This is a genomic window from Nostoc sp. (assembly GCF_054880495.1).
In genome coordinates this window covers 49,569-74,120 of record NZ_JBTYKD010000064.1, presented here as the reverse complement: position 1 = coordinate 74,120, position 24,552 = coordinate 49,569, and the positions used below count along the sequence as shown (strand labels likewise).

General features: G+C 42.1%; 28 protein-coding genes and 1 pseudogene. 17 read left to right on the top strand and 12 right to left on the bottom strand.

The window, feature by feature from the left end:
• Window positions 1-362 precede the first annotated feature (362 nt).
• Complete coding sequence (locus ACYTXL_RS07720; RefSeq protein WP_461924192.1) at window positions 363-830, top strand: hypothetical protein; 468 nt, start codon at window positions 363-365, stop codon at window positions 828-830.
• A gap of 163 nt (window positions 831-993) precedes the next feature.
• Here ACYTXL_RS07720 and ACYTXL_RS07715 read toward each other — a convergent pair whose 3' ends face one another.
• A complete protein-coding gene (locus tag ACYTXL_RS07715; RefSeq protein ID WP_461924191.1) occupies window positions 994-1,140 on the bottom strand; it encodes an IS4/Tn5 family transposase DNA-binding protein in 147 nt (48 codons plus the stop codon).
• 458 nt (window positions 1,141-1,598) lie between these two features.
• Here ACYTXL_RS07715 and modA point away from each other — a divergent pair, with 458 nt between their 5' ends.
• Window positions 1,599-2,495 carry a molybdate ABC transporter substrate-binding protein gene (gene modA, locus ACYTXL_RS07710; RefSeq protein ID WP_461924190.1) on the top strand — a complete coding sequence of 299 codons (897 nt, stop codon included), beginning with the start codon at window positions 1,599-1,601 and terminating at the stop codon, window positions 2,493-2,495.
• A gap of 499 nt (window positions 2,496-2,994) precedes the next feature.
• Here modA and ACYTXL_RS07705 read toward each other — a convergent pair whose 3' ends face one another.
• On the bottom strand, window positions 2,995-3,630 hold the full coding sequence (locus ACYTXL_RS07705) for a transaldolase family protein (protein WP_461924189.1): 636 nt from the start codon (window positions 3,628-3,630) through the stop codon (window positions 2,995-2,997).
• A gap of 438 nt (window positions 3,631-4,068) precedes the next feature.
• Here ACYTXL_RS07705 and ACYTXL_RS07700 point away from each other — a divergent pair, with 438 nt between their 5' ends.
• The 6 genes from ACYTXL_RS07700 (at window position 4,069) to ACYTXL_RS07675 (ending at window position 9,449) form a co-directional block, all read left to right on the top strand.
• Window positions 4,069-4,779: an aquaporin gene (locus tag ACYTXL_RS07700; RefSeq protein WP_461924188.1), complete on the top strand. Its 711-nt coding sequence runs from the start codon at window positions 4,069-4,071 to the stop codon at window positions 4,777-4,779.
• A gap of 127 nt (window positions 4,780-4,906) precedes the next feature.
• A complete protein-coding gene (locus tag ACYTXL_RS07695; RefSeq protein ID WP_461924187.1) occupies window positions 4,907-5,974 on the top strand; it encodes an aldo/keto reductase in 1,068 nt (355 codons plus the stop codon).
• A 101-nt stretch (window positions 5,975-6,075) separates the two neighbouring features.
• A complete protein-coding gene (locus ACYTXL_RS07690; protein ID WP_461924186.1) occupies window positions 6,076-6,453 on the top strand; it encodes a VOC family protein in 378 nt (125 codons plus the stop codon).
• Window positions 6,454-6,883: 430 nt separating this feature from the next.
• Window positions 6,884-8,116 (top strand): acyl-CoA dehydrogenase family protein, encoded by a 1,233-nt coding sequence (locus ACYTXL_RS07685; RefSeq protein WP_461924197.1) that lies wholly within the window; start codon window positions 6,884-6,886, stop codon window positions 8,114-8,116.
• Window positions 8,113-8,862, top strand: coding sequence for a PIG-L deacetylase family protein (locus ACYTXL_RS07680; RefSeq protein ID WP_461924185.1), 750 nt, complete (start codon window positions 8,113-8,115; stop codon window positions 8,860-8,862). Before ACYTXL_RS07685 ends, ACYTXL_RS07680 begins: the two co-directional genes overlap by 4 nt.
• On the top strand, window positions 8,859-9,449 hold the full coding sequence (locus tag ACYTXL_RS07675) for an SAM-dependent methyltransferase (protein ID WP_461924184.1): 591 nt from the start codon (window positions 8,859-8,861) through the stop codon (window positions 9,447-9,449). The genes ACYTXL_RS07680 and ACYTXL_RS07675 overlap by 4 nt, the downstream gene beginning before the upstream one ends.
• A gap of 57 nt (window positions 9,450-9,506) precedes the next feature.
• Here ACYTXL_RS07675 and ACYTXL_RS07670 read toward each other — a convergent pair whose 3' ends face one another.
• Both ACYTXL_RS07670 and ACYTXL_RS07665 read right to left on the bottom strand, forming a co-directional pair.
• Window positions 9,507-10,757 carry a glycosyltransferase family A protein gene (locus ACYTXL_RS07670; protein WP_461924183.1) on the bottom strand — a complete coding sequence of 417 codons (1,251 nt, stop codon included), beginning with the start codon at window positions 10,755-10,757 and terminating at the stop codon, window positions 9,507-9,509.
• A 181-nt stretch (window positions 10,758-10,938) separates the two neighbouring features.
• Window positions 10,939-11,887 (bottom strand): annotated as a pseudogene (locus tag ACYTXL_RS07665) (DUF3131 domain-containing protein); the annotation flags it as partial.
• Between the two features lie 190 nt (window positions 11,888-12,077).
• On the opposite strand from ACYTXL_RS07665, the gene ACYTXL_RS07660 reads away from it, so the two are divergent.
• Together ACYTXL_RS07660 and ACYTXL_RS07655 are read left to right on the top strand one after the other, a co-directional pair.
• The gene (locus ACYTXL_RS07660) at window positions 12,078-12,653 is read left to right on the top strand and encodes a TIGR04376 family protein (RefSeq protein ID WP_334905508.1); all 576 of its coding nucleotides are present in this window, start codon (window positions 12,078-12,080) and stop codon (window positions 12,651-12,653) included.
• 769 nt (window positions 12,654-13,422) lie between these two features.
• Entirely contained in the window at window positions 13,423-13,983 is a 561-nt protein-coding gene (locus tag ACYTXL_RS07655; RefSeq protein WP_292796304.1) for an ABC transporter permease, read from the top strand.
• 78 nt (window positions 13,984-14,061) lie between these two features.
• Here the strand turns inward: ACYTXL_RS07655 and ACYTXL_RS07650 are convergent, their stop codons facing one another.
• The 4 genes from ACYTXL_RS07650 to ACYTXL_RS07635 form a co-directional block, all read right to left on the bottom strand.
• A complete protein-coding gene (locus ACYTXL_RS07650) occupies window positions 14,062-15,084 on the bottom strand; it encodes an NADP-dependent oxidoreductase (protein ID WP_461924182.1) in 1,023 nt (340 codons plus the stop codon).
• Window positions 15,085-15,176: 92 nt separating this feature from the next.
• Window positions 15,177-15,533 carry a GNAT family N-acetyltransferase gene (locus ACYTXL_RS07645; protein WP_461924181.1) on the bottom strand — a complete coding sequence of 119 codons (357 nt, stop codon included), beginning with the start codon at window positions 15,531-15,533 and terminating at the stop codon, window positions 15,177-15,179.
• Between the two features lie 238 nt (window positions 15,534-15,771).
• Window positions 15,772-16,206 (bottom strand): VOC family protein, encoded by a 435-nt coding sequence (locus ACYTXL_RS07640; protein WP_461924180.1) that lies wholly within the window; start codon window positions 16,204-16,206, stop codon window positions 15,772-15,774.
• A 103-nt stretch (window positions 16,207-16,309) separates the two neighbouring features.
• A complete protein-coding gene (locus ACYTXL_RS07635) occupies window positions 16,310-16,723 on the bottom strand; it encodes a GNAT family acetyltransferase (RefSeq protein WP_461924179.1) in 414 nt (137 codons plus the stop codon).
• Between the two features lie 134 nt (window positions 16,724-16,857).
• Here ACYTXL_RS07635 and ACYTXL_RS07630 point away from each other — a divergent pair, with 134 nt between their 5' ends.
• Window positions 16,858-17,613 (top strand): dienelactone hydrolase family protein, encoded by a 756-nt coding sequence (locus tag ACYTXL_RS07630; RefSeq protein WP_461924178.1) that lies wholly within the window; start codon window positions 16,858-16,860, stop codon window positions 17,611-17,613.
• Window positions 17,614-18,219: 606 nt separating this feature from the next.
• A complete protein-coding gene (locus ACYTXL_RS07625; RefSeq protein ID WP_461924177.1) occupies window positions 18,220-18,909 on the top strand; it encodes a class I SAM-dependent methyltransferase in 690 nt (229 codons plus the stop codon).
• Window positions 18,910-18,941: 32 nt separating this feature from the next.
• Here the strand turns inward: ACYTXL_RS07625 and ACYTXL_RS07620 are convergent, their stop codons facing one another.
• Window positions 18,942-19,571: a PIN domain-containing protein gene (locus ACYTXL_RS07620; RefSeq protein ID WP_461924176.1), complete on the bottom strand. Its 630-nt coding sequence runs from the start codon at window positions 19,569-19,571 to the stop codon at window positions 18,942-18,944.
• Between the two features lie 14 nt (window positions 19,572-19,585).
• Window positions 19,586-20,032 (bottom strand): hypothetical protein, encoded by a 447-nt coding sequence (locus ACYTXL_RS07615; RefSeq protein ID WP_461924175.1) that lies wholly within the window; start codon window positions 20,030-20,032, stop codon window positions 19,586-19,588.
• Between the two features lie 13 nt (window positions 20,033-20,045).
• Between ACYTXL_RS07615 and ACYTXL_RS07610 the strand changes: the two genes are divergently transcribed.
• Window positions 20,046-20,174 carry a hypothetical protein gene (locus ACYTXL_RS07610; RefSeq protein ID WP_461924174.1) on the top strand — a complete coding sequence of 43 codons (129 nt, stop codon included), beginning with the start codon at window positions 20,046-20,048 and terminating at the stop codon, window positions 20,172-20,174.
• 18 nt (window positions 20,175-20,192) lie between these two features.
• On the opposite strand, the gene ACYTXL_RS07605 is transcribed toward ACYTXL_RS07610, so the two are convergent.
• On the bottom strand, window positions 20,193-20,357 hold the full coding sequence (locus tag ACYTXL_RS07605) for a hypothetical protein (RefSeq protein WP_461924173.1): 165 nt from the start codon (window positions 20,355-20,357) through the stop codon (window positions 20,193-20,195).
• A 163-nt stretch (window positions 20,358-20,520) separates the two neighbouring features.
• Entirely contained in the window at window positions 20,521-20,646 is a 126-nt protein-coding gene (locus tag ACYTXL_RS07600; protein ID WP_461924172.1) for a hypothetical protein, read from the bottom strand.
• A 117-nt stretch (window positions 20,647-20,763) separates the two neighbouring features.
• Between ACYTXL_RS07600 and ACYTXL_RS07595 the strand changes: the two genes are divergently transcribed.
• From ACYTXL_RS07595 to ACYTXL_RS07580, 4 genes are read left to right on the top strand one after another with little or no spacing between them, the layout of a single operon-like run.
• Window positions 20,764-21,615, top strand: a complete 852-nt coding sequence (locus ACYTXL_RS07595; RefSeq protein WP_461924171.1) for an ABC transporter ATP-binding protein — start codon at window positions 20,764-20,766, stop codon at window positions 21,613-21,615.
• A complete protein-coding gene (locus tag ACYTXL_RS07590; RefSeq protein WP_461924170.1) occupies window positions 21,572-22,426 on the top strand; it encodes an ABC transporter permease in 855 nt (284 codons plus the stop codon). Before ACYTXL_RS07595 ends, ACYTXL_RS07590 begins: the two co-directional genes overlap by 44 nt.
• 19 nt (window positions 22,427-22,445) lie before the next feature.
• Window positions 22,446-22,919 carry a MarR family winged helix-turn-helix transcriptional regulator gene (locus ACYTXL_RS07585; protein WP_461924169.1) on the top strand — a complete coding sequence of 158 codons (474 nt, stop codon included), beginning with the start codon at window positions 22,446-22,448 and terminating at the stop codon, window positions 22,917-22,919.
• The gene (locus tag ACYTXL_RS07580) at window positions 22,885-24,150 is read left to right on the top strand and encodes an MFS transporter (protein WP_461924168.1); all 1,266 of its coding nucleotides are present in this window, start codon (window positions 22,885-22,887) and stop codon (window positions 24,148-24,150) included. Before ACYTXL_RS07585 ends, ACYTXL_RS07580 begins: the two co-directional genes overlap by 35 nt.
• Window positions 24,151-24,552 lie beyond the last annotated feature (402 nt).

Below are 24,552 nucleotides of genomic sequence, written 5' to 3'. Positions count from 1 at the left end.
ATGCTGGTTTTTGATTGATATCTAACCACCATTTGGCAGATATTGGAAATCTTCGTATATTACAAAATGAAGTGCAGAAGTAGGGTATAATTCGTTTTGTCAGTAGTGATGAGGCTATAAATTATCCACGCTATCGAGGATTTATCTAATTAAGCTTTAAGACAAGAATGAACGATAATTTTCCAGATGATGCTTGGGCGTAGCCCAACTTAGCGATCGCAGGCTGAAAATTTGTGTTTATGACCTCGATTTTGACTAAATTTTAAGCAGCATTACTTATTGACAAATGGTTAATGACCTTAACCTCTCACCAACGGGTAAAGGTAAGGAATTACTTGATTAGGTAAAGGAGATAAACAATTATGTCAGTGCAAATCATCCAATCTAAATGTGGTTTAGTTTTAACTTTTTTACTTGGACAGATAATGTTGTTTGCTGCGCCAGTACAAGCTGGAATACGGGGCAAAAGTTACAATATGAATGTTTATTCGAGTCAGGGAGATAATTTTACTGCTTGTTTTCAATTTGATCCCAACGGTACCCTACACTTTGTGGGACAAAACGCTACTTATAACGTTAGTACCGATCAGATAAGTTGGCAAGCAGTCACACAACCACCTTCACCATTAGTAAGTATCGCCCTTAAGGGTCTAGTACAAGGAGACTTTGTTGCAGCTCTGGCGATCAGTGGTACTGCTATCAATTCTAACGGCACTACTTTTACATTTAATGGAACAGTGTTATCTCAGCCAACATGTCCGGCTCAATTGCCGATAAGTCCAACAAATCTTCAATTTGGGAGAAATCGCGGAAATCTCTTCTTAGAATAATTTAATCTACGCAGATTTGATAAACCAGATGAGCTTTTGGTTAAGGAAGATAGACAGCTGATAAAAGATGTCTTTAGAGTTAGATTAAATAGCCAAAAACTTCCTTAAACTTACTCATAGTTCCTCACGAATAAAGCTTCTGGCGTATCTCTCTAATAATTCACTAATACTTATCTCCTTTTCTGTTTACTTGAAAGTAAGTTGCGCCAAATCCTTGACTCAATATTTTACCAATTTCTGTGGCTCGTCGATTTAGTCTGCGATCGCCCAGTTGAGACAAAGCAAAATTTTTTGGCCACCAGCGCGACATTGTTTGTTTCCTTGAACACCCAATTTTACAAATTGTACTATCAGTGAATATACTTGATATAGAATCCGTTTGAGAGATTGCTTTTGAACAGTTGCCGTCAAAAGTCAGATGCATATACTTCTTTAAATAGAAAAATTATATTTTTAAAATAACTTTATACAAATTTTCTTTATAGTACAGATGCATTAACCTACTTTCTTGGTATTTGAAGCGGTTATCTGGCAGTATAAGTACATAGATGACTGTATTTTTTATATAAAGATGCTTTCAAACTAGTTGTAATTGATTGGACATTAAAGTAGGTTTAACTACATAACTAACAAGGATTGCTTACCAGCTATGACTTCTTCTTACCCTATCTTCTGGATGGAGTGAAAAGCAAACTTTCAAGGCTGGGTGCAAGATTTGGAATTTCAAAAATTGTAGTAACTCGCACATTAAATCTACGGAAATATTTCATGAAGAAAAGGTACAGATTAGCACTGGCTACCGCTAGCATTGCTTTGGGTTTTGGTATAATCCAAGCTAAACCAGCACAAGCTGCCACATTTAGTGGTCCGATTAACATCTATGCTGCTGCCAGCTTGACCGACACCCTACCCCAGGTTGAGGCACTTTACCAGCAAAGCAACCCCGACGTCACCTTTATGAATACCTTTGGGGGTTCTACTGGTCTCGCTAATCAAATTATAATGGGAACAAATCCAAAGCCAGTAGATATATTCTTTTCAGTATCCCAAGCACCGTTAGATAATCTGCAACTTAACAACAAACTAATAGCAGGAACCAGGCAAGACATACTAAACAACACCTTGGCTATAATCACGCCGATAAATTCAACCTTACGCATATCAAACGTTCAAGACCTATTACAGGCGCGTCAAGTGGCTATTGGTGATCCTGCGTCTGTTCCAGCAGGAGTATTCGCCCAGCAATTATTTGCCAATTCAGAGATATCGGGGAAACTCAATCTTGTCTTGGGCACGGATGTGCGTGATGTTCTAAATAAAGTGTCAAGCGACACCACTGATACTATAGATGCGGGCGTTGTTTACACCACAGACGCTCTAACAGCACTTGATAAAGTCAAAATTGCATACACTCCGCCTATCGACCTTTACTCTCCGATTGTTTATGGCTCTGCTGTACTCCAACAAACTCAAAACCTAGACGCAGCTAGGGACTTCAACTCCTTTCTGGTCACCCCTCAAGCGTTATCCGTGTTTCAGGTATCTGGATTTTCGCCTATCCCCGAACCTATGACTACTGGTGGCTCAATAGCAGTAGGTATAGTCGGCCTGATGATGAAGCGAAAGGTAAAAGCAAAAGCCAAAGCTAAAGCAGCAGTGGATTAAAGGTTTTTGGCTGTATTCTCAATCAAAATTGAACTGACAACTGGAAATAGGAATCAACCCAGATTATACCTGGGTTTTTTTTGCTCTTGTGTCTCATGGTTAGGTGGGATTTATTTAATACACATAAAGTTGACTTTTCCCGTTAAGTCCCTCTAAAAAGCTGCCAACTTCCCAGTAGGCTTACTACCGCGACTAGGGATGAATTTTCTCTGGTGTGACAACAGCGAACATAAAACTGACACCTCGATCTCCACTGTAATGCTTGAAATATCAACTGCTGCGACTGAAAAATACAGCAGCTATAACAATTAAGCCTAAAAGTGCTAGAGGAACCCAGAGATTAGGGATATCTGACAAACTCATATTTAATTACAAATTACAAATTACGTTCGCGTTCGCGTAGTGTCTTGTAGAGAAGCGTTAGCGAGTCATCGTACTCTTACAGAGAAGCAAGCTACGCTTTTAGCGTCTGGTAGAGAGCGTCATTACGAATTAGGAATTATTTTAAGCCAATGCCTATTTTAGCAAATTCTTCAACCGTTTTTTGGGAGAATTCATGAGTAGCGATCGCCTGCAACATTGTCAGTGGTAAAGTCAAATGATCCGCCCCAGCTTGCAACGACGCAGCTGCTTCTTCAGGAGATTTGATACTAGCTGCCAAGATTTCAATATCACTGCCTTGGAGTACGCTAGCCATATCCCGCACCAAAGCAATACCGTCACCTAACAACCGGCTAGCGCGATTGACATAAGCTATGGCAATTTTAGCTCCAGCTTCCCGTGCTACTGCTGCCTGTGCTGCACTGTAAATTGCTGTCACCGCACAGGTAATTTCTGAGGATAAACCCGCCACCACTTCAAAACCTAACAGTGTTGCGGGAATCTTTAAAATTGTTTGTGAACCAATAATCTCGAAAGCTTTTCTACCTTCAGCTAGCATCCCCTTTTTATCAGATGCCATAAGTTGATAGTATAACGGGCCATTTGTCAAGGCAACCAATTTTTTGAGTGTGGTTTCTGGTGCGGTATCGCTTTGAGCCAACAGCGTGGGATTTGTTGTAATGCCTTTTACCCATCCCCAAAGCTTAACAACTTCAGCTTGAGATGCGATCGCACTGTCTAGATAAATAGCCATAATTTGTCCCCTTAATTGTCTCGATATAACTGTGCATTCATCTCTGGTACACTGTGAAGAACACCCATGTTTTCAGGTAAATATATCACGCCGTATGGTAGAGCATTGCTGTGCTACTATCTGCTTTATAGTTTATGGAAATGAAAAGTGCTGTAAGGAAAAATCAGATTTGTCTAAAGCTATGTACAAAGGGAATAAATTTAATTTTTCATCAAGTTTTTAGGGACTTCCAATTAACAAAATATCTCATCGTTGGGGCCTATTGCAATACCCTCTACAGATATACAAATAATTTAGGATGATTTATTTTTTGGAAGTCCTTTAAATAAGCCAATCAACAGTATATTGTTAGCTTTTATACTTAATAATCTAGAAGCGAGTATTGATATTAATGTCATTTGGCTAATGTATGCAAGTATTAATCACGTCTAGCCAGTTATGGCACTTATCATGAATCGTTACTCCTTAGCAAAACGATGTTTGGCGGAAGCTCTAGGTACAGCTTGGTTGGTTCTGATGGGCGTGGGTACTGCGGTGATCTCTGGTGCAGTACCTTGGGTTGGAGTTACTGGGGTAGCGATCGCTTTTGGCTTAAGTTTGTTGACTGCCGCCTATACTTTTGGTTCAATCAGTGGATGTCACCTCAACCCCGCAGTCACAATTGGTTTTTGGGTAGCCAATCGGTTTTATTTCGGAGACGTTTTGCCATATATCGGCAGTCAAATTCTTGGCGGAATTTGGGGGACTACTATCCTGTTTTTGATTTGTATGGGCAAGCCGGAGTTTACAACAGCCAACTTTGGTTCTAATGGGGTGGGAATTCACTCCCCTGGTAACTATAGTTGGTGGGCTTGTGCATTAGCTGAATTCATCGTTACCTGTGGCTTTGTGCTGCTGATCTTGAGCGTAACATCTTTTCGCGCTCTCAAGCTGTCTGCACCAATCCCCATAGGTTTAGCCCTGATCTTGGCGCATCTTATCCTGATTCCTATTACCAATGCTAGCGTCAATCCGGTGCGATCGCTAGCCACAGCTATCTTTACTCGCGGCTGGGCATTGACTGACCTTTGGATTTTCATCGTCTTCCCCATTTTAGGTGGAGTTTTGGCGGGTATGGTTGCCCGATGGCTGCAAAAACCAGATATCTAATAGGAATTACAGGCGTATTTTATCTGTGAAATCCAATGTCTCAAAACACACCTGAGTTAGAATTCTTTTGCGAGATTGTCGTGCTACTATACAACTCATTTCCGATTGTTACTTGTAAAAGATAGTTATGGATATCAGTAGACGTAGCTTATTGAAAGCTGCTTCCGCTTCGGGATTAGTGGCAGCAGGACTAGCTTCAGAAGGATTTTTGCAGCCACTTTTGGCCCAAACACAACCTGTTGAGCAAACGACTCAACTGCTAGCCGAAAGTTCAGCCACTCCAACTCGACGCGGCGAAATGTTATATCGTACCCTCGGACGTACCCAAGAACAAGTATCTGTAATTGGCTTGGGTGGGTATCACATTGGGAAAATTCAAGAGGAGCAAGAAAGTATCAAGCTGATCCGCAGTGCCATTGATCGCGGCATCAACTTTATGGATAACTCTTGGGACTATCACGACGGACGTAGCCACCGTTGGATGGGGAATGCTCTTAAGAATAGTTATCGGCAAAAGGTCTTCTTAATGACAAAAATCGATGGTCGCACCAAAGGCGCTGCCAAGATGCAGATTGATGAATCGCTCAAAGATTTGCAGGTAGATCACATTGATTTAATCCAGCATCATGAAATATTGCGCTTTGAAGACCCCGATCGAGTCTTTGGCACTGGCGGCTCAATGGAGGCAGTCGTCGAAGCCCAGAAGGCGGGCAAAATTCGCTATATCGGTTTCACAGGACACAAGAATCCTCAGATTCATCTTCAGATGCTGGAAACTGCCACACAAAATGGTTTCCGCTTCGATACCGTGCAGATGCCATTGAATGTGATGGATGCCCATTTTAGAAGTTTTGAACATCAGGTTCTACCTGTGCTAGTCAAAAACAACATTGGTGTACTGGGAATGAAATCGATCGGGGAGTCCTACATTCTCAGAAGCAACACGGTCAGCGCCATTGACTGCCTGCACTACGCCATGAATTTACCAACCTCAGTGGTGATTACTGGCATCGATAGTATGAGAATTTTAGACCAAGCTTTTGAGGCAGTCCGCACGTTTCAGCCAATGGATCGGGCACGAGTTACAGCACTATTAGCGCGTACCCGTGAGGCCGCGGCTAAAGGGGAGTACGAACGATATAAGACTACAACCCAAAATGACGGTACAGCTATGAATCCCGCTTGGTTAGGTTAAATATTAAACTACTGTTTACCGATAAAGTTACAGTGTTTTTAATGGTCAAAAAAGTTGATAATATCTATGTTGGCAAAAGTTTTGGATTAGCACAGTAAATTATGACATTGAAAAACACCTTTGGTGAATATAGTTTTATCACTAAAGTAGACGTTACAAATCTGGAAGCTAGTGTCGAGTGGTACAAGTCCAAGCTCGGATTTGTTCCTGAAGACAAATATGACACTCCTAACTGGAGACAGTTGAGCCTCCCTGAGATTGGGCGCTTTGCAATTGGACTGAACTTAAGTAACTCAGTTGAAACAGGTAGTACTGTTAGTACCTTTGTTGTAAACAATATAGTTGTTGCTCGTCAAAGCCTGATTGAACAAGGAGTTGAAGTTGGGCCAATTACCGATGTCGGTCATGGAGTGCAATTATCTGTCTTCAAGGATATTGACGGAAACTTGTTAGGGCTTCGGCAAAATCCGCAGTCTTAACTATTACCTGCTCAATCAGGGATGAGGCAGCAACTAAACTCATGTTGCTGCTTCTACCCTTCATACGTGATGCCATCTCCATCTCGGTCAAAACCTTTGGGGTCGGCTGATAGTACTTTAAATCTTCTTTAGGTAATATCTCTTTTAAGCGGCTTTGTTGCATCGCTCAACTAGGTTGCACTGGCGATAAATCGATTTGTCAAACTTATCCCCTCTGCATTCATTCGACTCGCGTGGTATTGTTAACCAAATCCCACGTCGCCGCAAATAATGATGTACTGAGATGCTTCGTTGTGCTAACTATAAGATCAAAAGACGCTTTTAAAACAACCTCTTAGAGGTGTTTTAATTTTCTCCCTTTTTATGGAGTATACAATCACACAAAAGATAGAGGTATTAACTGGCTTAATTTCATTACTATCAATAATATATAAAGAAATGTTACAGAAAGGAGTCAGTTATTAGCATCCAATTATCACAGAATGTCGTCATCCCAAAATGCCATGATTCAAACATTGCTCTGGATCTAAAACGTGCTACGGAAATTGCTGATTATTGTGCAAACAATGCCAGTGCTATAGATTACAATACTGCTTTTCCGAAGCAGGAGTTTGAACTGATTGCTAAGGCGGGGTTGTTGGCTGCACCATTGGCGAAAGAATTAGGCGGATGGGGTGCAGGAATTGATGCTAATGTTACTTATGAGCTTTTAATATTATTAAAGCAGATGGGGCAGGGGAATCTAGCAGTTGGGCGAATTTATGAAGGACATATCAATGCTCTGCAACTGATTCAGACTTTTGGTTCTAGAGAACAAATCACCAGCTACGCTCGTGATGCCCGCGATCGCCATAAAATATTTGGGGTTTGGAATGCTGAAGCCTCTGATGGTGTCAAAATAATTCCTTTTGAGAATGGACGTTATCGGCTGGAAGGTTCTAAAACCTTTTGTACTGGTGCAGGCTATGTTGAACGTCCTTTCGTGAATGGAGTCTTGCCAGAAGGCGGTTGGCAAATGTGCATTGTGCCGATGGAGGAAGTGACAACAGTTAGTGATCCAGCTTGGTGGCAACCTTCTGGGATGCGAGCTACTGCTAGTTACAAAGTCGATTTTAGCGGTGTAGAGTTGGAGCAGAGCGCTTTAATCGGCGGCGCAGGAGATTACTTTCGACAGCCCTGGTTGTCTGTTGGGGTGATTCGATTTGCGGCTGTGCAACTAGGTGGGGCAGAAGCACTGTTTAACCTGACTCGTGAGTATCTCCAGAAGTTGGAATATACAAATGATCCATATCAACAGGAACGGCTTGGCAGAATGGCGATCGCCATTGAAAGTGGTAATCTCTGGCTGCGCGGGGCTGCGGATCAGGTAGCAGCCTATGCACCGATGTTTGGTGGCGATCGCACAGTTGCTCACCCGCAAGCAGAGCAACTCGTCGCCTATGCAAACATGGTGAGGACAGCAATTGAACAAATTTGCATTGATGTGATGAATTTGTGTCAACGTTCTGTTGGGACTCGCGGCTTACTACCACCAAATCCAATAGAACGCATTATCCGAGATTTGAGTATATATCTGCGTCAACCTGCTTTTGATGCTGCCTTGGCAAATGTCGGTAAGTATGTCTTGCAGCAAAGTCAGGAGAGCTTGTTTGCTTTGGAATGATGAATAAATTCGGCTTGATGACATCACCACTAAGCAATCCTAGTGTTTTGCCCTGGCGTTCAGTTAAGGAGATCGCTTCTAGTCCGGTACTAATCGTGGCACCCCATCCTGATGATGAGACATTAGGTTGTGGGGGTGCGATCGCACTGTTACGGTCTTTAAATTGTCATGTGCAAGTTTTAGTCATCAGTGATGGTACTCTTTCGCACCCTCGTTCCCGGAAATATCCCGCAGATACACTCCGATCTTTGCGGGAGGCTGAAACACTCTCAGCATTAAAATTGCTGGGTGTAGAGGTTAATCATGTCACCTTCTGGAGAATGCAGGATGGGTCGATTTCAACACAGTATCAAAGTGTAGTCGTTAGTTGTCGTGCTTACATCACAGAAGTCGCCCCACAAATTATCTTTTTACCGTGGCGAGATGACCCTCACGCAGACCACCGAGGGACGTGGAAGTTAATTCACGCAGTGCTGGATGGTTTGCGCTTATCCCCCCGATTGATTGAGTATCCTATTTGGGATTGGGACTCAGAGCAACGGGGGAGTCTGCCAGCATCTCTTGAGGTGACAATCTGGCGGTTGAATATTAGCACGGTACTGGAGTTAAAACAGCAAGCGATCGCAGCTTATCGTTCTCAAATTACAGACTTAATTGATGATGACCCAGAAGGCTTTCGCCTGAGTGCCGAAATGTTAGCGAACTTCACTCATCCTTGGGAAGTTTATATAGAGGAAAACCGATGAACCCGTTACAATCCAATTCCCTACCACCCAGCTACTTCGATAAACTCTACAGCGAAAATCCTGACCCGTGGAAGTTTGAGACAAGCGTTTATGAAGCTAACAAATATGCGGCGACGATCGCAGCTTTACCTAAAGAGCGCTATCGGTCTGCCTTTGAAATCGGTGGTTCCATTGGTGTTTTAACTGAAAAGCTACAAGCGCGTTGTGACAGATTGTTCTCAGTTGATGTGTCAAAACTAGCTCAGGATAAAGCAAAAAAGCGCTGTCAGCATCTCTCCAATGTCAACTTCCAGATTATGCGTGTCCCAGAGGAATATCCTAATCAAATATTTGATTTGACCCTAGTCTCGGAAGTTGGCTATTACTGGAGCTGGGGAGACCTGAAAAAATCCCAACAGTGCATTTTAGAACACCTGGAATTAGGAGGACATTTACTTTTAGTTCATTGGACACTATATGCCTGTGATTATCCTTTAAGTGGGGATGAAGTTCACGACTCGTTTTTGGAGTTGCCCTCAAATAAACTGCGGCATTTAAAAGGTCAACGCGAGGAAGAATATCGACTTGATTTATTCGAGCGAGTCTGAGAAATAAACCACTTTGGAAGCGTTACCCTACTCTCGCGTGACGCTTCCCCTTAGCAATTACTGACGCAAACTCTGAAGACGCAAGCGCAAATCTCCAATTGCTTGTTCAATCTTCACAAATTTCCAGCGCGAAGCCCACGTTTGTTCTTCCTGCTGGCGTTCTTCGACCAGTTCAAACAACTGACCAAAGGTATAAGGTTGGGTCAATTTTTGCACAAGCCATTGGGCTGAAACTCCCAGCATCTCTGCCAAGGACGCGACGCTCTTATGACTTGGCTGATAACCATTGAGAACGTACCACCACATCACTCGTAATTGGCGACGTGCAACAAAACGAGTTTCGATAGCTGCTGCTGGCTCGACTACAAATGATTGCTGTCGCCGTCCCATTTCTATCCATTCACTCAGCTGATTTGCTAAACCAACATTGGTACGTCCGATTTGTCTTGCCGAAGTTACTACCCGTACTAATAAACTGTGGCGAAAACGGGCATTTACCCGTTGCAAGGCACGGTAAAAAGCTACATCTTCAGGAGTCCGCACTGCCGGTAAGCCTCCTGCCAGTGCATACATTTCTGCTGTTACTGCTAAACTTGCTCCATAGTGTTGATAATGGCGGGGGAAGCTGTCATAGGGGTCGGGATCAAGATAAGTTTCTAATTCGGTAATTAAATAGCGGTAGCCGACTTCACGTAGATAGCAAGTTCTGGCGTAAGGGTGTAGATTAGCACGACCAGCGCGCTCAACAAGAATTCGCCCACCGACAGCATCAGCACCACAACTAATTTCGTACAGGTTGGCAGCAATCCAAGTTGGGCTAACCTGCGAGTCTCCATCAGTTGAAGCAATTACCCCCCTTGTGCGTCCTAAGCTAGACAAACGGCGGTATGCTTCATCCATTAAAATCTGACGCACTCGACCAATATAGGCTTCCGCAGGAGGCAGAGTTTTTTCAACTATATGCAGTGCGATATCTGGATGTTGTTGAGCGAAAGTTCGGGCTATAGCTGCTGAATCATCGCTACAATTATTTGCCAACAAAATTATTTCGTAGCGTCTGGGATCTAAAAGCTGCCCTGATAGATCAACTTGATCGATCAGGGCAGTAAGGGTTGCTGCCAACGTCTGAGCTTCATTGCGAACTGGAACAATTACACAAACTTCACAATGGGGTGACGGCGGTATTTGGACTAAATCAGAAAAGTCTTTAGCGAGTTGTACAGATGGAAAGTCTGCAACGAAGAGCAAGCGCTTACTTTCCATAAAAACCATTTTTCCATCTCCAGGGACAGCGACACAGTATTTCATCCACAATCGGAAATTATTAATATTTGTAACTATATTTTCATATTTCTGATTTCCTTGGAATCTACCTACAGTATGATTAGTGCTGATTAAAACTCTCTCAGGACTTACGCCAACAATAGCTGAAAAGAATGATTTTTAGGTAGAGGCAATACCCTGCGGTCAGCCTTCGTCTACATGAATTGCCCCAGAGATCAACAAAGGCAGTATGAGACTGATAATCTAAGGCTTGCTTAACATCCAAGCCCCAAAGCTTCAGACCATAGGCAGCATAATTCTCATAACCCAAGCGACCTTCTTGGTTATACTGTTCTTTGCCTTTGATAACGGGAGTACCGTACATTTGGCCATTTTTGGTTAGACGCTTGACTTGCCAATGTTTCCAAACTGCTGCCGTTTGCGATCGCATCTGTGGATACTTTGCCCCGACAATCTTCAACCAGATTCCCATCCTTCCCAAATCAATCGCTGACCAACCAATTTCTTCGCGTTTTTCTAGTTAACCATAATTAACAGGTACGAGGGTTTTTGCATTGCAAATCTTGTTGGGTAGTTCGCCTTTGTATAAGGGCATTGATGCCAGTGTCTTCAACATTTTACTCATTTTGGCTTCAAATTCAGCCATCGGCACGATATTGAGTTCTCTAGCACTAACTAAAGCTGCGATCGCTGCTGTCTGATCCCACATACTTACAGAGGCAAAGCCATCAACAGAATTGACCAAGCCAGTTTCATCGTTCCAGTTGCGCTGGAAGTATAACCAAGCCTGACGCGCAGTTCTCGTTTCCTTTAGGGTGAATTTTCCAACTCCAGGAGGAATGTATGGAATTATCGCTACTGTTAGTTGGTTTTTAGGGATGGGTTTACCTGGCAAAACCAGAGATTTCGCATCCAGGCTGGCAATTATTTCAGCTTGTTTAGCACAAGAGACGGGGCGCTAGGGTTTATCTGGTTGTTGCAATTGGGCTGAAGCAGTTTGGGATGTTGATATTTTCGGTTTTTCTAGAGAAGTCTGGGAAAGTTGCTTAGATCAAACATTATAAAATTGCGATCGCGATCGCAGCCGTAACGACTCCTCCGACAGAAGCTAGTATGGACAAGCTCTTAGGCGGCAGTTGAAAATCAGAACTCATGCTTTCTTAAAGCCTGATCTTGTAAGTCAGGGTTGCTTGCGTAGTTTGACCAAATACATTCTTCCCAACTTTGAAATCTAACTAACACCTAGAAGTGCATCTGACGGGAACTATAAAAATTTACATTCCGCCGACGACGATAATTATTTACAATAAAATAGTCACGCACCCGATCTCTGGAGTTCTAGCAGTGGGCTTATTTGATGATTTGAGTCGGTTTCTAGAAAATCGTTTAGAAGAATTCTTGCGTAACAATCCCCATTTGGAGTTAGAGGCGCTGCTAGAACAGCTGCGTGAGCAAGAGGAAGACACATTAAAGCTGATCGCAGACTTACAATTACAAGAGAAGCGATCGCAAGAAGAAATTCTCTCCACCGCTCAAGAAATTCAGCGTTGGCATATCCGTGTTCAAAAAGCCGAAAACGCTGGCAGAGAGGATTTGGCAACTGCGGCGGGTGAGCGAGAAGCAGCCTTGTTGCGGGAAGGAAATCAGCGCTGGGGACAGATGCAAGGGCTGAAAGAACGCATTAACCAATCTCAAGAACTATTGCGAAAAATTCAGCAGCGCCGACAGGAGGTGCAAGCTAAAGCAGCCGAAGCACAGACAGCCCGTACTCAAGCGCAAACTCAGCAGCGTTTGGAAACCAATGGCTGGTCGAATCAAACTAGCAGTTATTCTGGTGGGTTTGATGACTTAGAAGAAAAGTTTCAGCGCTGGGAAACCCAAGATGAGTTAGAGCAAATGAAGCGGAATCTGGGCAAATAAACCAACGAAATGCTGCGATGCCGACGTTGTGTAAACTAGGCAAGCAAGCTTGCGGTTTAAAACCCCCACTAAACTCTCGTACCCTGGGGGAAGCTGGCGCAATAGTGGGTCAAAATCATCCGGGGTCGCTTTAAGATCCCCCCTTTTTAAGCTACGGTGTACACACAGGTCATCGAATTACCCAAAACAAAAACCTCAAAGAGTCCTGACTTTAATCCCTCTCCTTACTAAGGAGAGGGACAGGTTTTGCGTAGCAGAACCAGGGTGAGGTTTCTTTGAGCTATTCGATAAACCGTAAATTGCGTCAAAAGAGACTTGTGTGTACACAGTACCCTTTTTAAGGGAGGGGGGAGTGCGCTTCGCGCACACTACGCGAACGAAGTTTCAGGTTTTGAGTGCGTAAGTCTTGAATTATTATCTGTATTGCTAATAACAATTTATGCTATTTATTTAGGATTAAAAATTTTAGATATTTACACTTAATACAATCTTCAATTAAATTTTGGAAATTGTATTTAATTTGCTAATCAGGATTTATTTTTCTGATAAAGTTTAGTAAAGCCAAGTTTTACCTCTTCTTTGTACTACCACTAACACATCGTAATAATACCTAAGTTTTTTGATTAACCGTCAACCAGGAGAAGATATAAAAAATCTTGTAGTCATCAAAGAAGAAGTAGAATTAAATCCAGTTTTCTATTTCCTATTTGGTGTTGTTGCCGCAGTATTTCCCAGATGTTTCCATCAGAACTGAGGCAGAGAAAATAATATGTTTTTAGACATTTTAGCTAGCCTACAACGGTTATTTGTAGGTTACATTCCAGCCGTTGTCTTGGGTAGTTTCATCGGATATTTCATTGGACTAAATAGCATGATTTATCAGCTATTTAGGCTGATATTTCAGATCCCACATAGTATCCCTCCTATAGCTTTGCTACCTATTGCCCTAATAGCGTTTCAAGAGAGTGAATCGGCTGCTATTATAGTAGTTTTTCTGGGAACTCTCTGGACGATGATTATTAATACAGCAATAGGTATGCAACATTTCCATAGACAGAAGAATAACTTTCGAGTAGCGATATTTCATATATTTCATGCCTTGAAAGTTAGCATTTGGGTAGCTTGGTTTATAGTTATTGCTACAGAAATGTTAACCGGACCAAAAGGACTTGGCTTTACCCTCTGGGATGCTTATAAAGCTGGAAATACCGATTACATAATCCAAGTAATCCTCTATATCGGTATCATTGGCTTTTTGCTAGATCAGTTACTAGATTTCGCCGCCTATATTCTCTCACAAATGGTATCAGATGGGAAAAAATCTGACTAAATTTTGTCTAGGCTTGCGGATTACACGCTGCCAGCTAATAGTTTGCTTCGCAGAACGTATTCCTAAGGAACGGGAGTATTAACATCCTGTTGGGTCGTCATTGACCTTAACAATCAGCTTGCCAAAGTTCTCACCTCGAAGTAAACCGATGAATGCGCCAGGAGCGCTCTCTAAACCAATAACTACATCTTCTTTATACTTGAGTTCACCAGATTGCAACCATCCAGAAACATCATGCAAAAAATCATTAAACCGATGTTGGGAATCACTAACTAGAAAACCTTTGATTAAAGCCCGTTTGATTAGTAATGGCATTAAATTAGGCCCTGGTGGAGTAGATGTGGCGTTATACTCCGAAATCAAACCTACGAGTGGAATTCTTGCCCCAAGGTTAATCTGCTGCAACACAGTTTCTAAAATCACACCTGCTGTATTGTCATAGTAAACATCAATGCCATTAGGAGCAGCTGCTTTGAGCGCTGAATCAAGTTCTTGAGTTTTGCGGTTAATGCCAACATCAAAACCTAATTCCTTAACTATATAGTCCCGCTTATCGTCACTCCCGACAATTCCCACTACTCGCGCACCTTTAATTTTGGCAATTTGACCTACTACAGCACCCACAGCACCAGAAGCGGCTGAAACCACAACAGTTTCACCTTCTTTCGGTTGACCGATATCAAGGAGAGCAGCATAAGCAGTCAGACCAGGCATACCTAATACACCTAGACTATAGGATAAAGGCGCCTGAGTGGGATCAAGTTTACGCAGTGTCTCACCCTTAGATACAGCATAAGTTTGCCAACCGTTATTGCTAAGAACAAAATCTCCTACTTGAAATTGAGGATGATTTGATTTAATTACTTGGCTGACTGTACCACCGACGATCGCAGAATTCAATTCTACTGGTGTAGCATAAGACTCACCTGCACGAATCCGACCACGCATGTAAGGGTCGAGAGATAGATAAATGGTGCGGCTAAGAATTTCGCCTTCACCCGGTTCAGGAGTTGGTGTTTCTACCAGAGCAAAATCACTCTCTTTTGGTTCGCCGACTGGACGACTTTTGAGGATGATTTGTTTGTTAATTAAATCAGACATAAGTTATTTTCCTTTAAATCAATCGTTTTTTAGGTTAAACTACTTATTTGCATTCAAGAGTTGATAATTTAACTTAGTTAATTATTCAATAATTAGCTAGTTTTCCACTTATTCCGTAAGATGCTGTAAATGTAATCATCCCATAGTTTACCGTCTAATTCGTGATGTTCTCGCAAAATTCCATCTCTATGAAAACCTAGCTTGTCAAGTAGTTTAACTGAGGCAATGTTGAAAGCAGCAGTTTGACAATATAATTTGTTAAGTTTTGTTGTTGCTAATAGGTAATTGATAGCAGTTCTCAACATTTTTGTTCCCATACCCTGGTTTCGCCATTTTGGGTTGATGGTATATTCAAATTCCGCCGAACGATTCCGTGGGTTAATATCAAAATATTTGAATTTCCCTACAGGTTCTTCTAATCCATCCATGAGGAAAGCAAAAATTATCACTTTCTCACTTATCGTAATTCTTAGCTCGTCAATAATAGGACGGTATGTTTTTGTTTCGAGGCGGTCAAATTTACCCCAGTCATTAAAGGCATTCTAATGTTCAGATGTTGCACCTTCAATCCATATAATTAATTAGTCTGCCTACGCGGACTAGCATAAAATTAAGCTTTTGTATACGCTCGCCAGAAGGTTTAAACCAGAGTACCAACTGGCGTGCGACTTCCAGTAATCTTAGTGCTTAAGACACCGTTGCTGAATGTCTTTCTAATAGCGACTCCTCTGTTTGTAGCTGTGCAAAAGTACTCTTAACGAACTCTGCGATTTCTATACGATTCCCACCGGGATCCCGGAGGAAAAATCGCACGCATCCTGGAAGCGATCGCTGATCGGGAATAATTTCTACCCCATGCGATCTTAGGTGTTCTTCAAAAGCTTTCAAGTTATCGACTTGGAAGCAATAATGTCGTCTAGATGCTTGGTTATTGGTGTTTTTCTCTGTACTAATGTGCAATTCAATATTTCCCAACTTGTACCACGCTCCTGAATCGTTTTTGATCACTTCAGGTCTGGGAATTTCTGTCAGTCCCAAAACTTTACAGTAGAAAAACAGCATTGCTTCCTCTACTTCAAAAGGATAGGTTACTTGAATATGATGAACTGCATCAAGGTTCATAAATTTTTCTCCTAGTTTGGGTTAAATTTGGCAACGGTGCAATCACCTTTTACAGTAATAGTGGCGTATTTCTAAAGTTTTTCTGTTCCAACTCACCAAAAACCTATGGGACAAGCTTTCCCATACTGATACGTTCTTCAACGAGATAGCCAAGTTTTCTATAAAACTCAACTACTTCTGCGTTGGAGATACGAACTTGGAGATTGATTTTGAGGCATCCCATCGCGATCAATACGCTCTCTGCGTGCCGCACTAGCTTGCTACCAATACCCTGCCGTTGATACTGAGGACTGACCGCAACTGTGTATAACCAACCGCGATGTCCGTCATATCCTGCCATTATAGTGCCTACAATTACAGAGTTAATCTCAGTAATGAAAAACAACTCAGGCTGTACAGCAAGCTTCTGACTGATTATCAATTTGGGGCTGCTGTGCGACGGGTTGTTAGGAAACACCTCATCCCACAGAGTACTGACTGATTCAGCATTAGATTCTTGGTATAGTCTTATATTCATCTACATCTCTAAATCAAAGGACTTGCCTTTGCCGATTGTTTGTGAAATACTACTCTTAAAACTACTGTAAATCGGTACACTTTAAGTAGTATTGTACAAAACTTACCATAAAACATCGTGTCCTCAAAGCTAAAATGACAAACAGAGAAATTCGCACTGCTAAAGTTAAAGTGCCTAACGGAGATTTGCAAATTGATGCTTATTTAGCTGAACCAGCAAAAGAGGGAACATTCCCAGCCGTTATCGTGATTCAGGAAATTTTTGGCGTCAACATTCACATTCGGGAAGTTGCTGAGAAGTTCGCCAACATAGGGTATGTGGCGATCGCTCCGACTCTATTCCAACGCACCGCCCCTGGTTTTGAGGGTGGATACACTCCTGAAGATGTCCAGCAAGGAAGAGGGTATAAGGAGCAGACAACAGCAGATGAAATATTAAGTGATATTAAGGCTGCAATCGCCTATTTAAGAACCTTACCAAATGTGCAAGGAGATGCGATCGGCTCTATTGGTTTCTGCTTTGGTGGTCACGTCGTTTATCTAGCTGCGACTTTACCAGATATTAAAGTTACAGCTTCCTTCTATGGTGGCGGTATTCCCAACTCAACTCCCGGCGGTGGAGAACCAACTATCACCCGCACTCCCGATATTAAAGGCCCCATTTACGCCTTTTTTGGTCTTGATGATCAGGGAATCCCTTTGGAGCAAACAGAACAGATTGAGGCTGAATTAAAGAAAAATCAGATTCCCCATGCTATCTTCCGCTATTCTGGAGCCGGACATGGCTTTTTCTGCAACCATCGCGCCAGCTACAATGCCGAAGCTGCTGCCGATGCTTGGAAAAACGTTCAAGAACTGTTCCAAAAAAACCTTCAGCTTCAAAAAGTCTAAATCTTTGGGTTAGAAGCAATACACCGCTAGAGCATCGATTCAGTAATCAAAGACCTAACCCCCCAGCCCCCTTTCCTACGAGGAAAGGAGGAGCCAAACTCCCCCTCTTTGCTTGCCTAACGGCAGGCTGACGCCAAGGCGAGGGGTTAGAAGCGCACATCTATATCTATCTGTGCGCCTTTACTTAACAGTATGCATCTTCATCAAATCGGCAAATATTAGCCAAATAGTCAAAAGTAAATAAAAATAAAGTATCACATCAATGATTACCGCCTTCAAACAGCCACGAGTTAACATTTTCAGTTCTAGTGCAATCCGTACTCTGTATGAAGCTGTTGAACGATAATAGCTGTAAAGTTCTAACACGTAGAGTCCTTGATACTAAAAACAAATGTTTAACAAATTTTAAGGGTTTAATTCCTCAAATATCAGACTTCAACAAACCTCCGGTCTAACTCCGGCAAATTTATTGATTTACCGTATTATCAAATCATAAAAATATCATATAATTCAAGCTGAAATGCAAGTCTATTCGCTGAAGAAAAAACTCTCGCTAAAAGTTATAACAACGTCAAATCTAAGCTCAATCAACTGAGAATGCACACGATGACAGATAATATTCTTCAACAACAGATTGAATACTATCGCGCTAGAGCCAACGAATATGATCAGTGGTTCTATAGGAAAGGACGCTACGATCGCGGTATCGAAAACAACCAGCGCTGGTTTAATGAAGTAGCCGTGATTAAAAATACATTACACCAAATTGGCGTGGTGGATGATATTTTAGAGTTAGCATCTGGAACAGGTATTTGGACGCAAGAGCTTTTAAGTATCGGGAAAAAAATTACTGCGATCGATGCTTCCCAAGAAGTGATTGCAATTAATCGCTCGAAGTTAAATTCCTTGAGTGTTGAATATCACCTTATGGATTTATTTACATGGCAACCTAACACTGAATATGATTTAGTTTTCTTTGCCTTTTGGCTCTCTCATGTGCCGCCAAAATTACTCGATTCATTTCTGACGAAAGTCTATCAATCTGTTCGCGTTGGTGGACAAGTATTTATCATTGACTCTCGCTTTGAACCGACATCGACGGCTAACAATCATATCCTTAAAGATGACGGAAACATATATGAAACCCGGAAGTTAAATGATGGTCAAGAATTTCAGATTGTCAAAATTTTTTATCAGCCGGATGAACTTCAATATCAGCTAAATAAAACAGGTTTTCAGGCTAACGTGAAGGTGACAGATAACTATTTTATCTATGCACATGGGAGAAAGATTTAAATAATTGATAATTCGTAATGGGCTATGCCCCGCTACGTCCCTTGGGTGTCTCTTATTGACTGCAACCACCCTAAAAAGTCTCGCGTACTTGCAACATATTTTTTTATTCCTGCTGCACCCAATATTTGTTTAATCTCTTTTGTACCAAGGTCTTTAGAATTTCCACTTAATAAAACTTTATGATCATCTGAAGATGTTTTGGCAAGAGCAAGAATACAATGTAGAATTAAGTTATCTGTCGGATCAGGAATAAGTTGTTGATTAAGGCTGGTAATGAGTATAGATGATTCTAAATTTATTAATTCTACATTATTAGCAGCCCATTTCAAAACTTCAAAAAGGCGATTTTCAATATCATTAGTCATTGCTTCATTATGAATTTTTGCGGTTTGAAGAGAACGCACAACTTCCCTAGAAAATTCGGAATTAATATTTCCTTTCAGTTCGTTTCTTTCTCTCTCTAACCTTTCTGTAAAACTATGTCTTCTTCTGCGTTCATCTTCTAGAACAGAAAGAGATTCCATACAACAAATTGCAGGAATCACAATTGTAATTCGCGATATTTGCTCATTTGTTTCAGGATAAATTAAAACATCAGAATCTTGATCTTGGTTTTTAGCAAAACCAATGAAAAAGTTAGTTTCAAGATAAAGTGTAGTCACTAGTTTTTCTACCCTTATGCTGCATCTCCCAGCTTTTGTACAAAATCTATTTGTTTTAACTCTTGTAATTTAGGAGGATTATCTGTTTTCCAGTTATATGCTAGATCTCTTAACCAACTCTCAATTAATATTTCTAGATAAGACTCAGAAATCCTCTTGTTTGGAAATTTTGAATCGTATTCAGACATAACTTCATGAGTTGGGAAAGTGTAGAGAGTCTCTAGATTTTCCCCATCCCATTTAAAAAAAATAATATTTTCAGGGGTAGCAGTCATAGCATAAGGAACTATGACTTTATTATGTTCATGCTCGAACTTGAGAATTTCTTGTACTTTGGATTTAATATCTTCTTGAATGTCTCTGGATCTAATTTTTGATACTAGAAGTTTTTGTCCATTTTTATTCCAACCTGTAATGTCTGATACCTCTATTGTTTTATCACTAAGTTTTTCAACGCCCATTTTTAAAATCCTCGTGACATTGACCATTTTAAACAGCCTATTAATTATAGGTTATGAGCGATCGCTCTTTCCTCTATATCCTGGTGCAGTGCTTCAAACCATGATGAGAGAGCTAACGGCAAAAGTTAGCGGCAGCATATAACCTAGAACACTCAACTCATCAGAAGTCTAGTTTTAGACCAGCAACAACCCCATCAGAATCTTTACCACAAATATAGTAATAGAGTGAAGTAGCTTGACCATTAAAACTGCGAGTAGCACGAATGATTTTGGGAGTGACGAAATCATCTCCCTGGAAATCTGCGAGAACATCCTTTATTGCCATACAGACCGTGTTGAGTACTCAAGTATTATTCTTAGGGTTCCCAAATCAGAACAAATATATTTTTATGATTAAAACCAAAATTACCAGCCAAAATTGCCTATTAAAAAACTCTCTCGCAACGTAAAAACCCATAAAAATAATGCCTAATTAACTTTTATAGCAATCAGCCAAGACGGTAAATACTGAAAGCTGTTAACTCAACTCCACAAATTGACAAATAACTTGCAGACGATGGGTAGACTGCGATCGCACTCAGTGAGACTTCGCCCATCAATAACTTCGCTGCCATTGTACTGAGTTTCCTTTTACTCTCATTCAGATTTTTGTAACAAGTCTATTGACTTCAGATGAGTATATTGAGAAACTAATAGTTAGTTAAGCTAATTATTGGAAGTGCATCAAACTTGTGACAATACTGACGGGAAAAATAAATCGGTCAGAACCTCCTAGCGAACCAAGAGCGCTGATTTTGGAAACTCAGGGACTCACACGCCGTTTTGGGAAGTTAACGGCTGTTAATAACTTGAGCATATCTGTGGAACAAGGCGAAGTCTTTGGGCTGCTTGGGCCGAATGGGGCAGGGAAAAGTACAGTTATTAAGATGTTGACAACTTTACTGCCTCCCAGTGCAGGGACAGCAACCTTAGCTGGCTATGATGTGACTCGTCAATCTAATCCTGTGAGACGGGCGATCGGCTATGTACCCCAGGCGCTCTCTGCTGATGGTAGCCTTACGGGTTACGAAAATCTCTTAATCTTCGCCAAGCTGTATGGAATACCTGCCAAAGGACGCGATCGCCGTATCTATGAGATTCTAGAGTACATGGGTTTGCAAGATGCGGCGAAGCGCTTGGTACGAAACTACTCTGGTGGGATGATCCGCAAGCTGGAAATCGGCGTCTCAGTGCTGCATCAACCCCAAATTTTGTTTCTTGATGAGCCGACTGTGGGACTAGATCCGATCGCTCGGACTCAAGTATGGCAGCTTGTGGAACAACTCTGTGCTGATTACGGCACAACTATATTTTTAACAACCCACTTTTTAGAAGAAGCAGATAGCTTATGTAACCGTGTGGCGATTATGCGACAAGGTGAAGTCGTAATTACAGGCGCACCAAGCGACTTAAAAGCTTCTTTAGATAAACCAAACGCAACTTTGGATGATGTCTTTATTCACTATACAGGCGACCAGTTAACATCAGGAGTCAACTACCGTGACACAGCAAGAACCAGACGTACTGCTCAACGGTTGGGTTAAAGCCCCAGCTACTCACCGAGGAAATATCATCTCTGCAATTAAAGAGCTAGTTACGAAAACTTTAGCGATCGCAGAATTGGAAGTGCGAAAACTCCGCCACGATCCCACTGATTTAGTAGTTAGATCAGTGCAACCCTCATTATGGTTGCTGATTTTTGGGCAAGTGTTCTCCAAACTTCACGAAATTCATACAGGGAACTTACCATATTTAGACTTTATGGCTGCTGGCATTCTCGCTCAAAGCGTGTTGAATGTGGCGATTTTCACCGGTGGAATGACACTAATTTGGGAGCGAGATTTAGGGATTGTACATAAATTTCTTGCTAGTCCTACACCCCGTATAGCAATGGTCTTGGGCAAAGCTTTAGCATGTGGGGTCAGGTGCTTATCCCAAGTAGCAGTAATTTATGTATTGGCTTTTTTCTTAGGTGTAAAATTAAATCTCCATCCTTTAGCTTTTCTGCAAGTGTTACTAATAGTGATGCTAGGGGGGGCTTGCTTTTGTCTTTTTTCATTAATTATTGGCTGTTTAGCAAAAACCAGAGAGCGGATGACCGGAATTGGACAAATGTTAACCATGCCGTTATTTTTTGCCAGCAATGCTATTTATCCGATCGCAATGATGCCCAACTGGTTAAAGTTTGTTTCCCACTTGAATCCTTTAACTTATGAAGTTGATGCCTTACGTAGCACCATGCTAGTAGATGGAATCAGCGTCTATGGCTTTGGTCTAGATTGTACAATTCTCTTATTAACAGTAACAGTCTTAACCATCATCGGTGGAAAACTTTATCCACGGGTGGCGATGTAATTAGGAGAACAATAAGCCCATGACCTTGGATAAACCTACTAAAGGTGCAACTTCCGAAGAATGTGCCGCTAGGGTAATGGACACAATTCCATTAATGATGCGATTTATCCGAGCAGATATGCGTGCCCACAGCGCTGCTTTTTTATCTATACCTCAGTTGCGATCGCTAGCATTTATCAACCGGAATCCTGGGGCTTCATTATCTGACCTAGCAGACCATTTAGGTGTCACCTGTGCTACGACATCAGCAACTATAGAACGCTTAGTCCAACGCGATTTTGTCAAACGCTGCGATCATCCTCAAGAGCGGCGGCGGGTGTTGCTCAATCTAACTGAAGAGGGAAGACACCATCTCAAGCAATCCCAAGATCAAACTCGCGCTCATATTACCGATCTGCTGAAAGGTCTTACAGAAGAGCAAATTTCCAACATTGAAGAAGGCTTAACTCTACTAAAAAATGTCTTCGAGAAAACAGAACTCAAATCCCCATAACTCTGAGGTTGCACAGCACGATCCCTTTGCAGCCCTAAAGTTTCGAGACTATCGGCTATTTGCCATTGGACGGCTGGTGCTGTTCGTAGGGTCGCAAATGCAAACTGTAGCCATCGGCTGGGAACTCTATGAGCGCACTGACTCAGCGATCGCTTTAGGTGGCGTGGGGCTGGCGCAAGTCTTGCCGATGATTGCTCTCACCTTGATTGTCGGACATGTGGCCGATCGCCGCGATCGCAAACTGATCATCTTACTGTCGGTAATGTTGCTAGCTCTCTGCTCGCTGGCTTTGGGTGTACTTTCCTATACTAAAGGTGCAGTGTTTCTCATTTACGCCTCCTTGGTATTAACAGGTGTTGCTAGGGCATTTCTCAGACCTGCCAGCGATGCCTTCATGTGGCAGTTGATACCGATCAGTGCTTTTACAAATGCAGCCACCTGGAATAGTAGTAGCTTTCAGTTAGCCGCAGTCATCGGCCCAGCCTTCGGAGGATTCGGGATTGCGCTGTTGGGAAGTGCTACAGGCGTATATATAGTAGCTGCGATCGCCGCGTTGCTGTGTTTTATTTTAACCCTGCCGATCAAAGAGCAAAAAGCTATTCGCTCAACGGAGCCAATCTCACTCAAAGCCCTGTCAGCTGGTGCTAAATTTGTTTGGCAGAATCAGTTAATTTTAGCCGCGATTACATTGGATATGTTTGCTGTATTGTTGGGTGGTGCGATCGCGCTCCTCCCCATCTTTGCCAAAGATATTTTACATGTGGGGCCAGTGGAGTTGGGATACCTACAAGCAGCCCATTCCATCGGTGCTTTAACTATGGCGATTACCTTGGTGTATTTACCACCGTTACGCAAAGCTGGCCCAGCCTTATTGTGGTCAGTGGTTGGCTTTGGCGTTGTGACAATTATCTTTGGGCTTTCTCGTTCGTTTTGGCTGTCTATGTTGATGCTGATTCTTGGTGGCGCACTAGATAGTATTAGCGTTGTGATTCGTCATACATTAGTTCAAATCAGAACACCGGATCATTTACGTGGTCGAGTTGCTGCTATTAATAGCGTTTTTATTAGCGCTTCCAATGAGTTGGGGGGCTTTGAGTCAGGCTTGACTGCTGCCTTGTTTGGCCCAGTGATTTCAGTTGTAGGTGGTGGAATTGGCACAATTGTAGTAGTGATTGCTACGGCGATGATTTGGCCGGGAATTCGGAAGTTAGGAGCTTTGCAGGAGTATTAAACAAGTCGGAAGTACAGTTTTGTAATGGGGATTTAAACCCGCCTAACATACTTGCTTTTTTATTAAAACCTCCTTTCTAGCCTCTGGCTGAAAATGCTCCTCATTGCAGCTGTGCCGCAAGTCTTGAGGCGGCAGCCCCCACTATGCATTACAGCAGTTTTCATGTATTTGAACCACATCTGTCGTAGGGGCACAGAAAAAGCTCATGCGTGTCAACTTAAGAAAAAAGTTGCTTTGAGAAGACGTTTTGCCCTCATCCTCTAATCCCTTCTCCCAACTTGGGATTCGGGGAACTAGAGAATTTGCTCCCCTCTCCCAAAAGTGGGAGAGGGGCTGTTCTTGTGAGGGTCAAACCTCGAAAGCATGCCTTGCCTAACTTCTAGGTTAAGTTGACACCAATGA

What these genes read in the sequence shown, in the direction of transcription:
- ACYTXL_RS07720 (WP_461924192.1), top strand. Translation starts at nt 363, where the DNA reads ATGTCAGTGCAAATCATCCAATCTAAATGTGGTTTAGTTTTAACTTTT.
- ACYTXL_RS07715 (WP_461924191.1), bottom strand. Translation starts at nt 1,140, where the DNA reads ATGTCGCGCTGGTGGCCAAAAAATTTTGCTTTGTCTCAACTGGGCGAT.
- modA (WP_461924190.1), top strand. Translation starts at nt 1,599, where the DNA reads ATGAAGAAAAGGTACAGATTAGCACTGGCTACCGCTAGCATTGCTTTG.
- ACYTXL_RS07705 (WP_461924189.1), bottom strand. Translation starts at nt 3,630, where the DNA reads ATGGCTATTTATCTAGACAGTGCGATCGCATCTCAAGCTGAAGTTGTT.
- ACYTXL_RS07700 (WP_461924188.1), top strand. Translation starts at nt 4,069, where the DNA reads ATGGCACTTATCATGAATCGTTACTCCTTAGCAAAACGATGTTTGGCG.
- ACYTXL_RS07695 (WP_461924187.1), top strand. Translation starts at nt 4,907, where the DNA reads ATGGATATCAGTAGACGTAGCTTATTGAAAGCTGCTTCCGCTTCGGGA.
- ACYTXL_RS07690 (WP_461924186.1), top strand. Translation starts at nt 6,076, where the DNA reads ATGACATTGAAAAACACCTTTGGTGAATATAGTTTTATCACTAAAGTA.
- ACYTXL_RS07680 (WP_461924185.1), top strand. Translation starts at nt 8,113, where the DNA reads ATGATGAATAAATTCGGCTTGATGACATCACCACTAAGCAATCCTAGT.
- ACYTXL_RS07675 (WP_461924184.1), top strand. Translation starts at nt 8,859, where the DNA reads ATGAACCCGTTACAATCCAATTCCCTACCACCCAGCTACTTCGATAAA.
- ACYTXL_RS07670 (WP_461924183.1), bottom strand. Translation starts at nt 10,757, where the DNA reads ATGAAATACTGTGTCGCTGTCCCTGGAGATGGAAAAATGGTTTTTATG.
- ACYTXL_RS07655 (WP_292796304.1), top strand. Translation starts at nt 13,423, where the DNA reads ATGTTTTTAGACATTTTAGCTAGCCTACAACGGTTATTTGTAGGTTAC.
- ACYTXL_RS07650 (WP_461924182.1), bottom strand. Translation starts at nt 15,084, where the DNA reads ATGTCTGATTTAATTAACAAACAAATCATCCTCAAAAGTCGTCCAGTC.
- ACYTXL_RS07640 (WP_461924180.1), bottom strand. Translation starts at nt 16,206, where the DNA reads ATGAACCTTGATGCAGTTCATCATATTCAAGTAACCTATCCTTTTGAA.
- ACYTXL_RS07635 (WP_461924179.1), bottom strand. Translation starts at nt 16,723, where the DNA reads ATGAATATAAGACTATACCAAGAATCTAATGCTGAATCAGTCAGTACT.
- ACYTXL_RS07630 (WP_461924178.1), top strand. Translation starts at nt 16,858, where the DNA reads ATGACAAACAGAGAAATTCGCACTGCTAAAGTTAAAGTGCCTAACGGA.
- ACYTXL_RS07625 (WP_461924177.1), top strand. Translation starts at nt 18,220, where the DNA reads ATGACAGATAATATTCTTCAACAACAGATTGAATACTATCGCGCTAGA.
- ACYTXL_RS07615 (WP_461924175.1), bottom strand. Translation starts at nt 20,032, where the DNA reads ATGGGCGTTGAAAAACTTAGTGATAAAACAATAGAGGTATCAGACATT.
- ACYTXL_RS07605 (WP_461924173.1), bottom strand. Translation starts at nt 20,357, where the DNA reads ATGGCAATAAAGGATGTTCTCGCAGATTTCCAGGGAGATGATTTCGTC.
- ACYTXL_RS07600 (WP_461924172.1), bottom strand. Translation starts at nt 20,646, where the DNA reads ATGGCAGCGAAGTTATTGATGGGCGAAGTCTCACTGAGTGCGATCGCA.
- ACYTXL_RS07585 (WP_461924169.1), top strand. Translation starts at nt 22,446, where the DNA reads ATGACCTTGGATAAACCTACTAAAGGTGCAACTTCCGAAGAATGTGCC.
- ACYTXL_RS07580 (WP_461924168.1), top strand. Translation starts at nt 22,885, where the DNA reads ATGTCTTCGAGAAAACAGAACTCAAATCCCCATAACTCTGAGGTTGCA.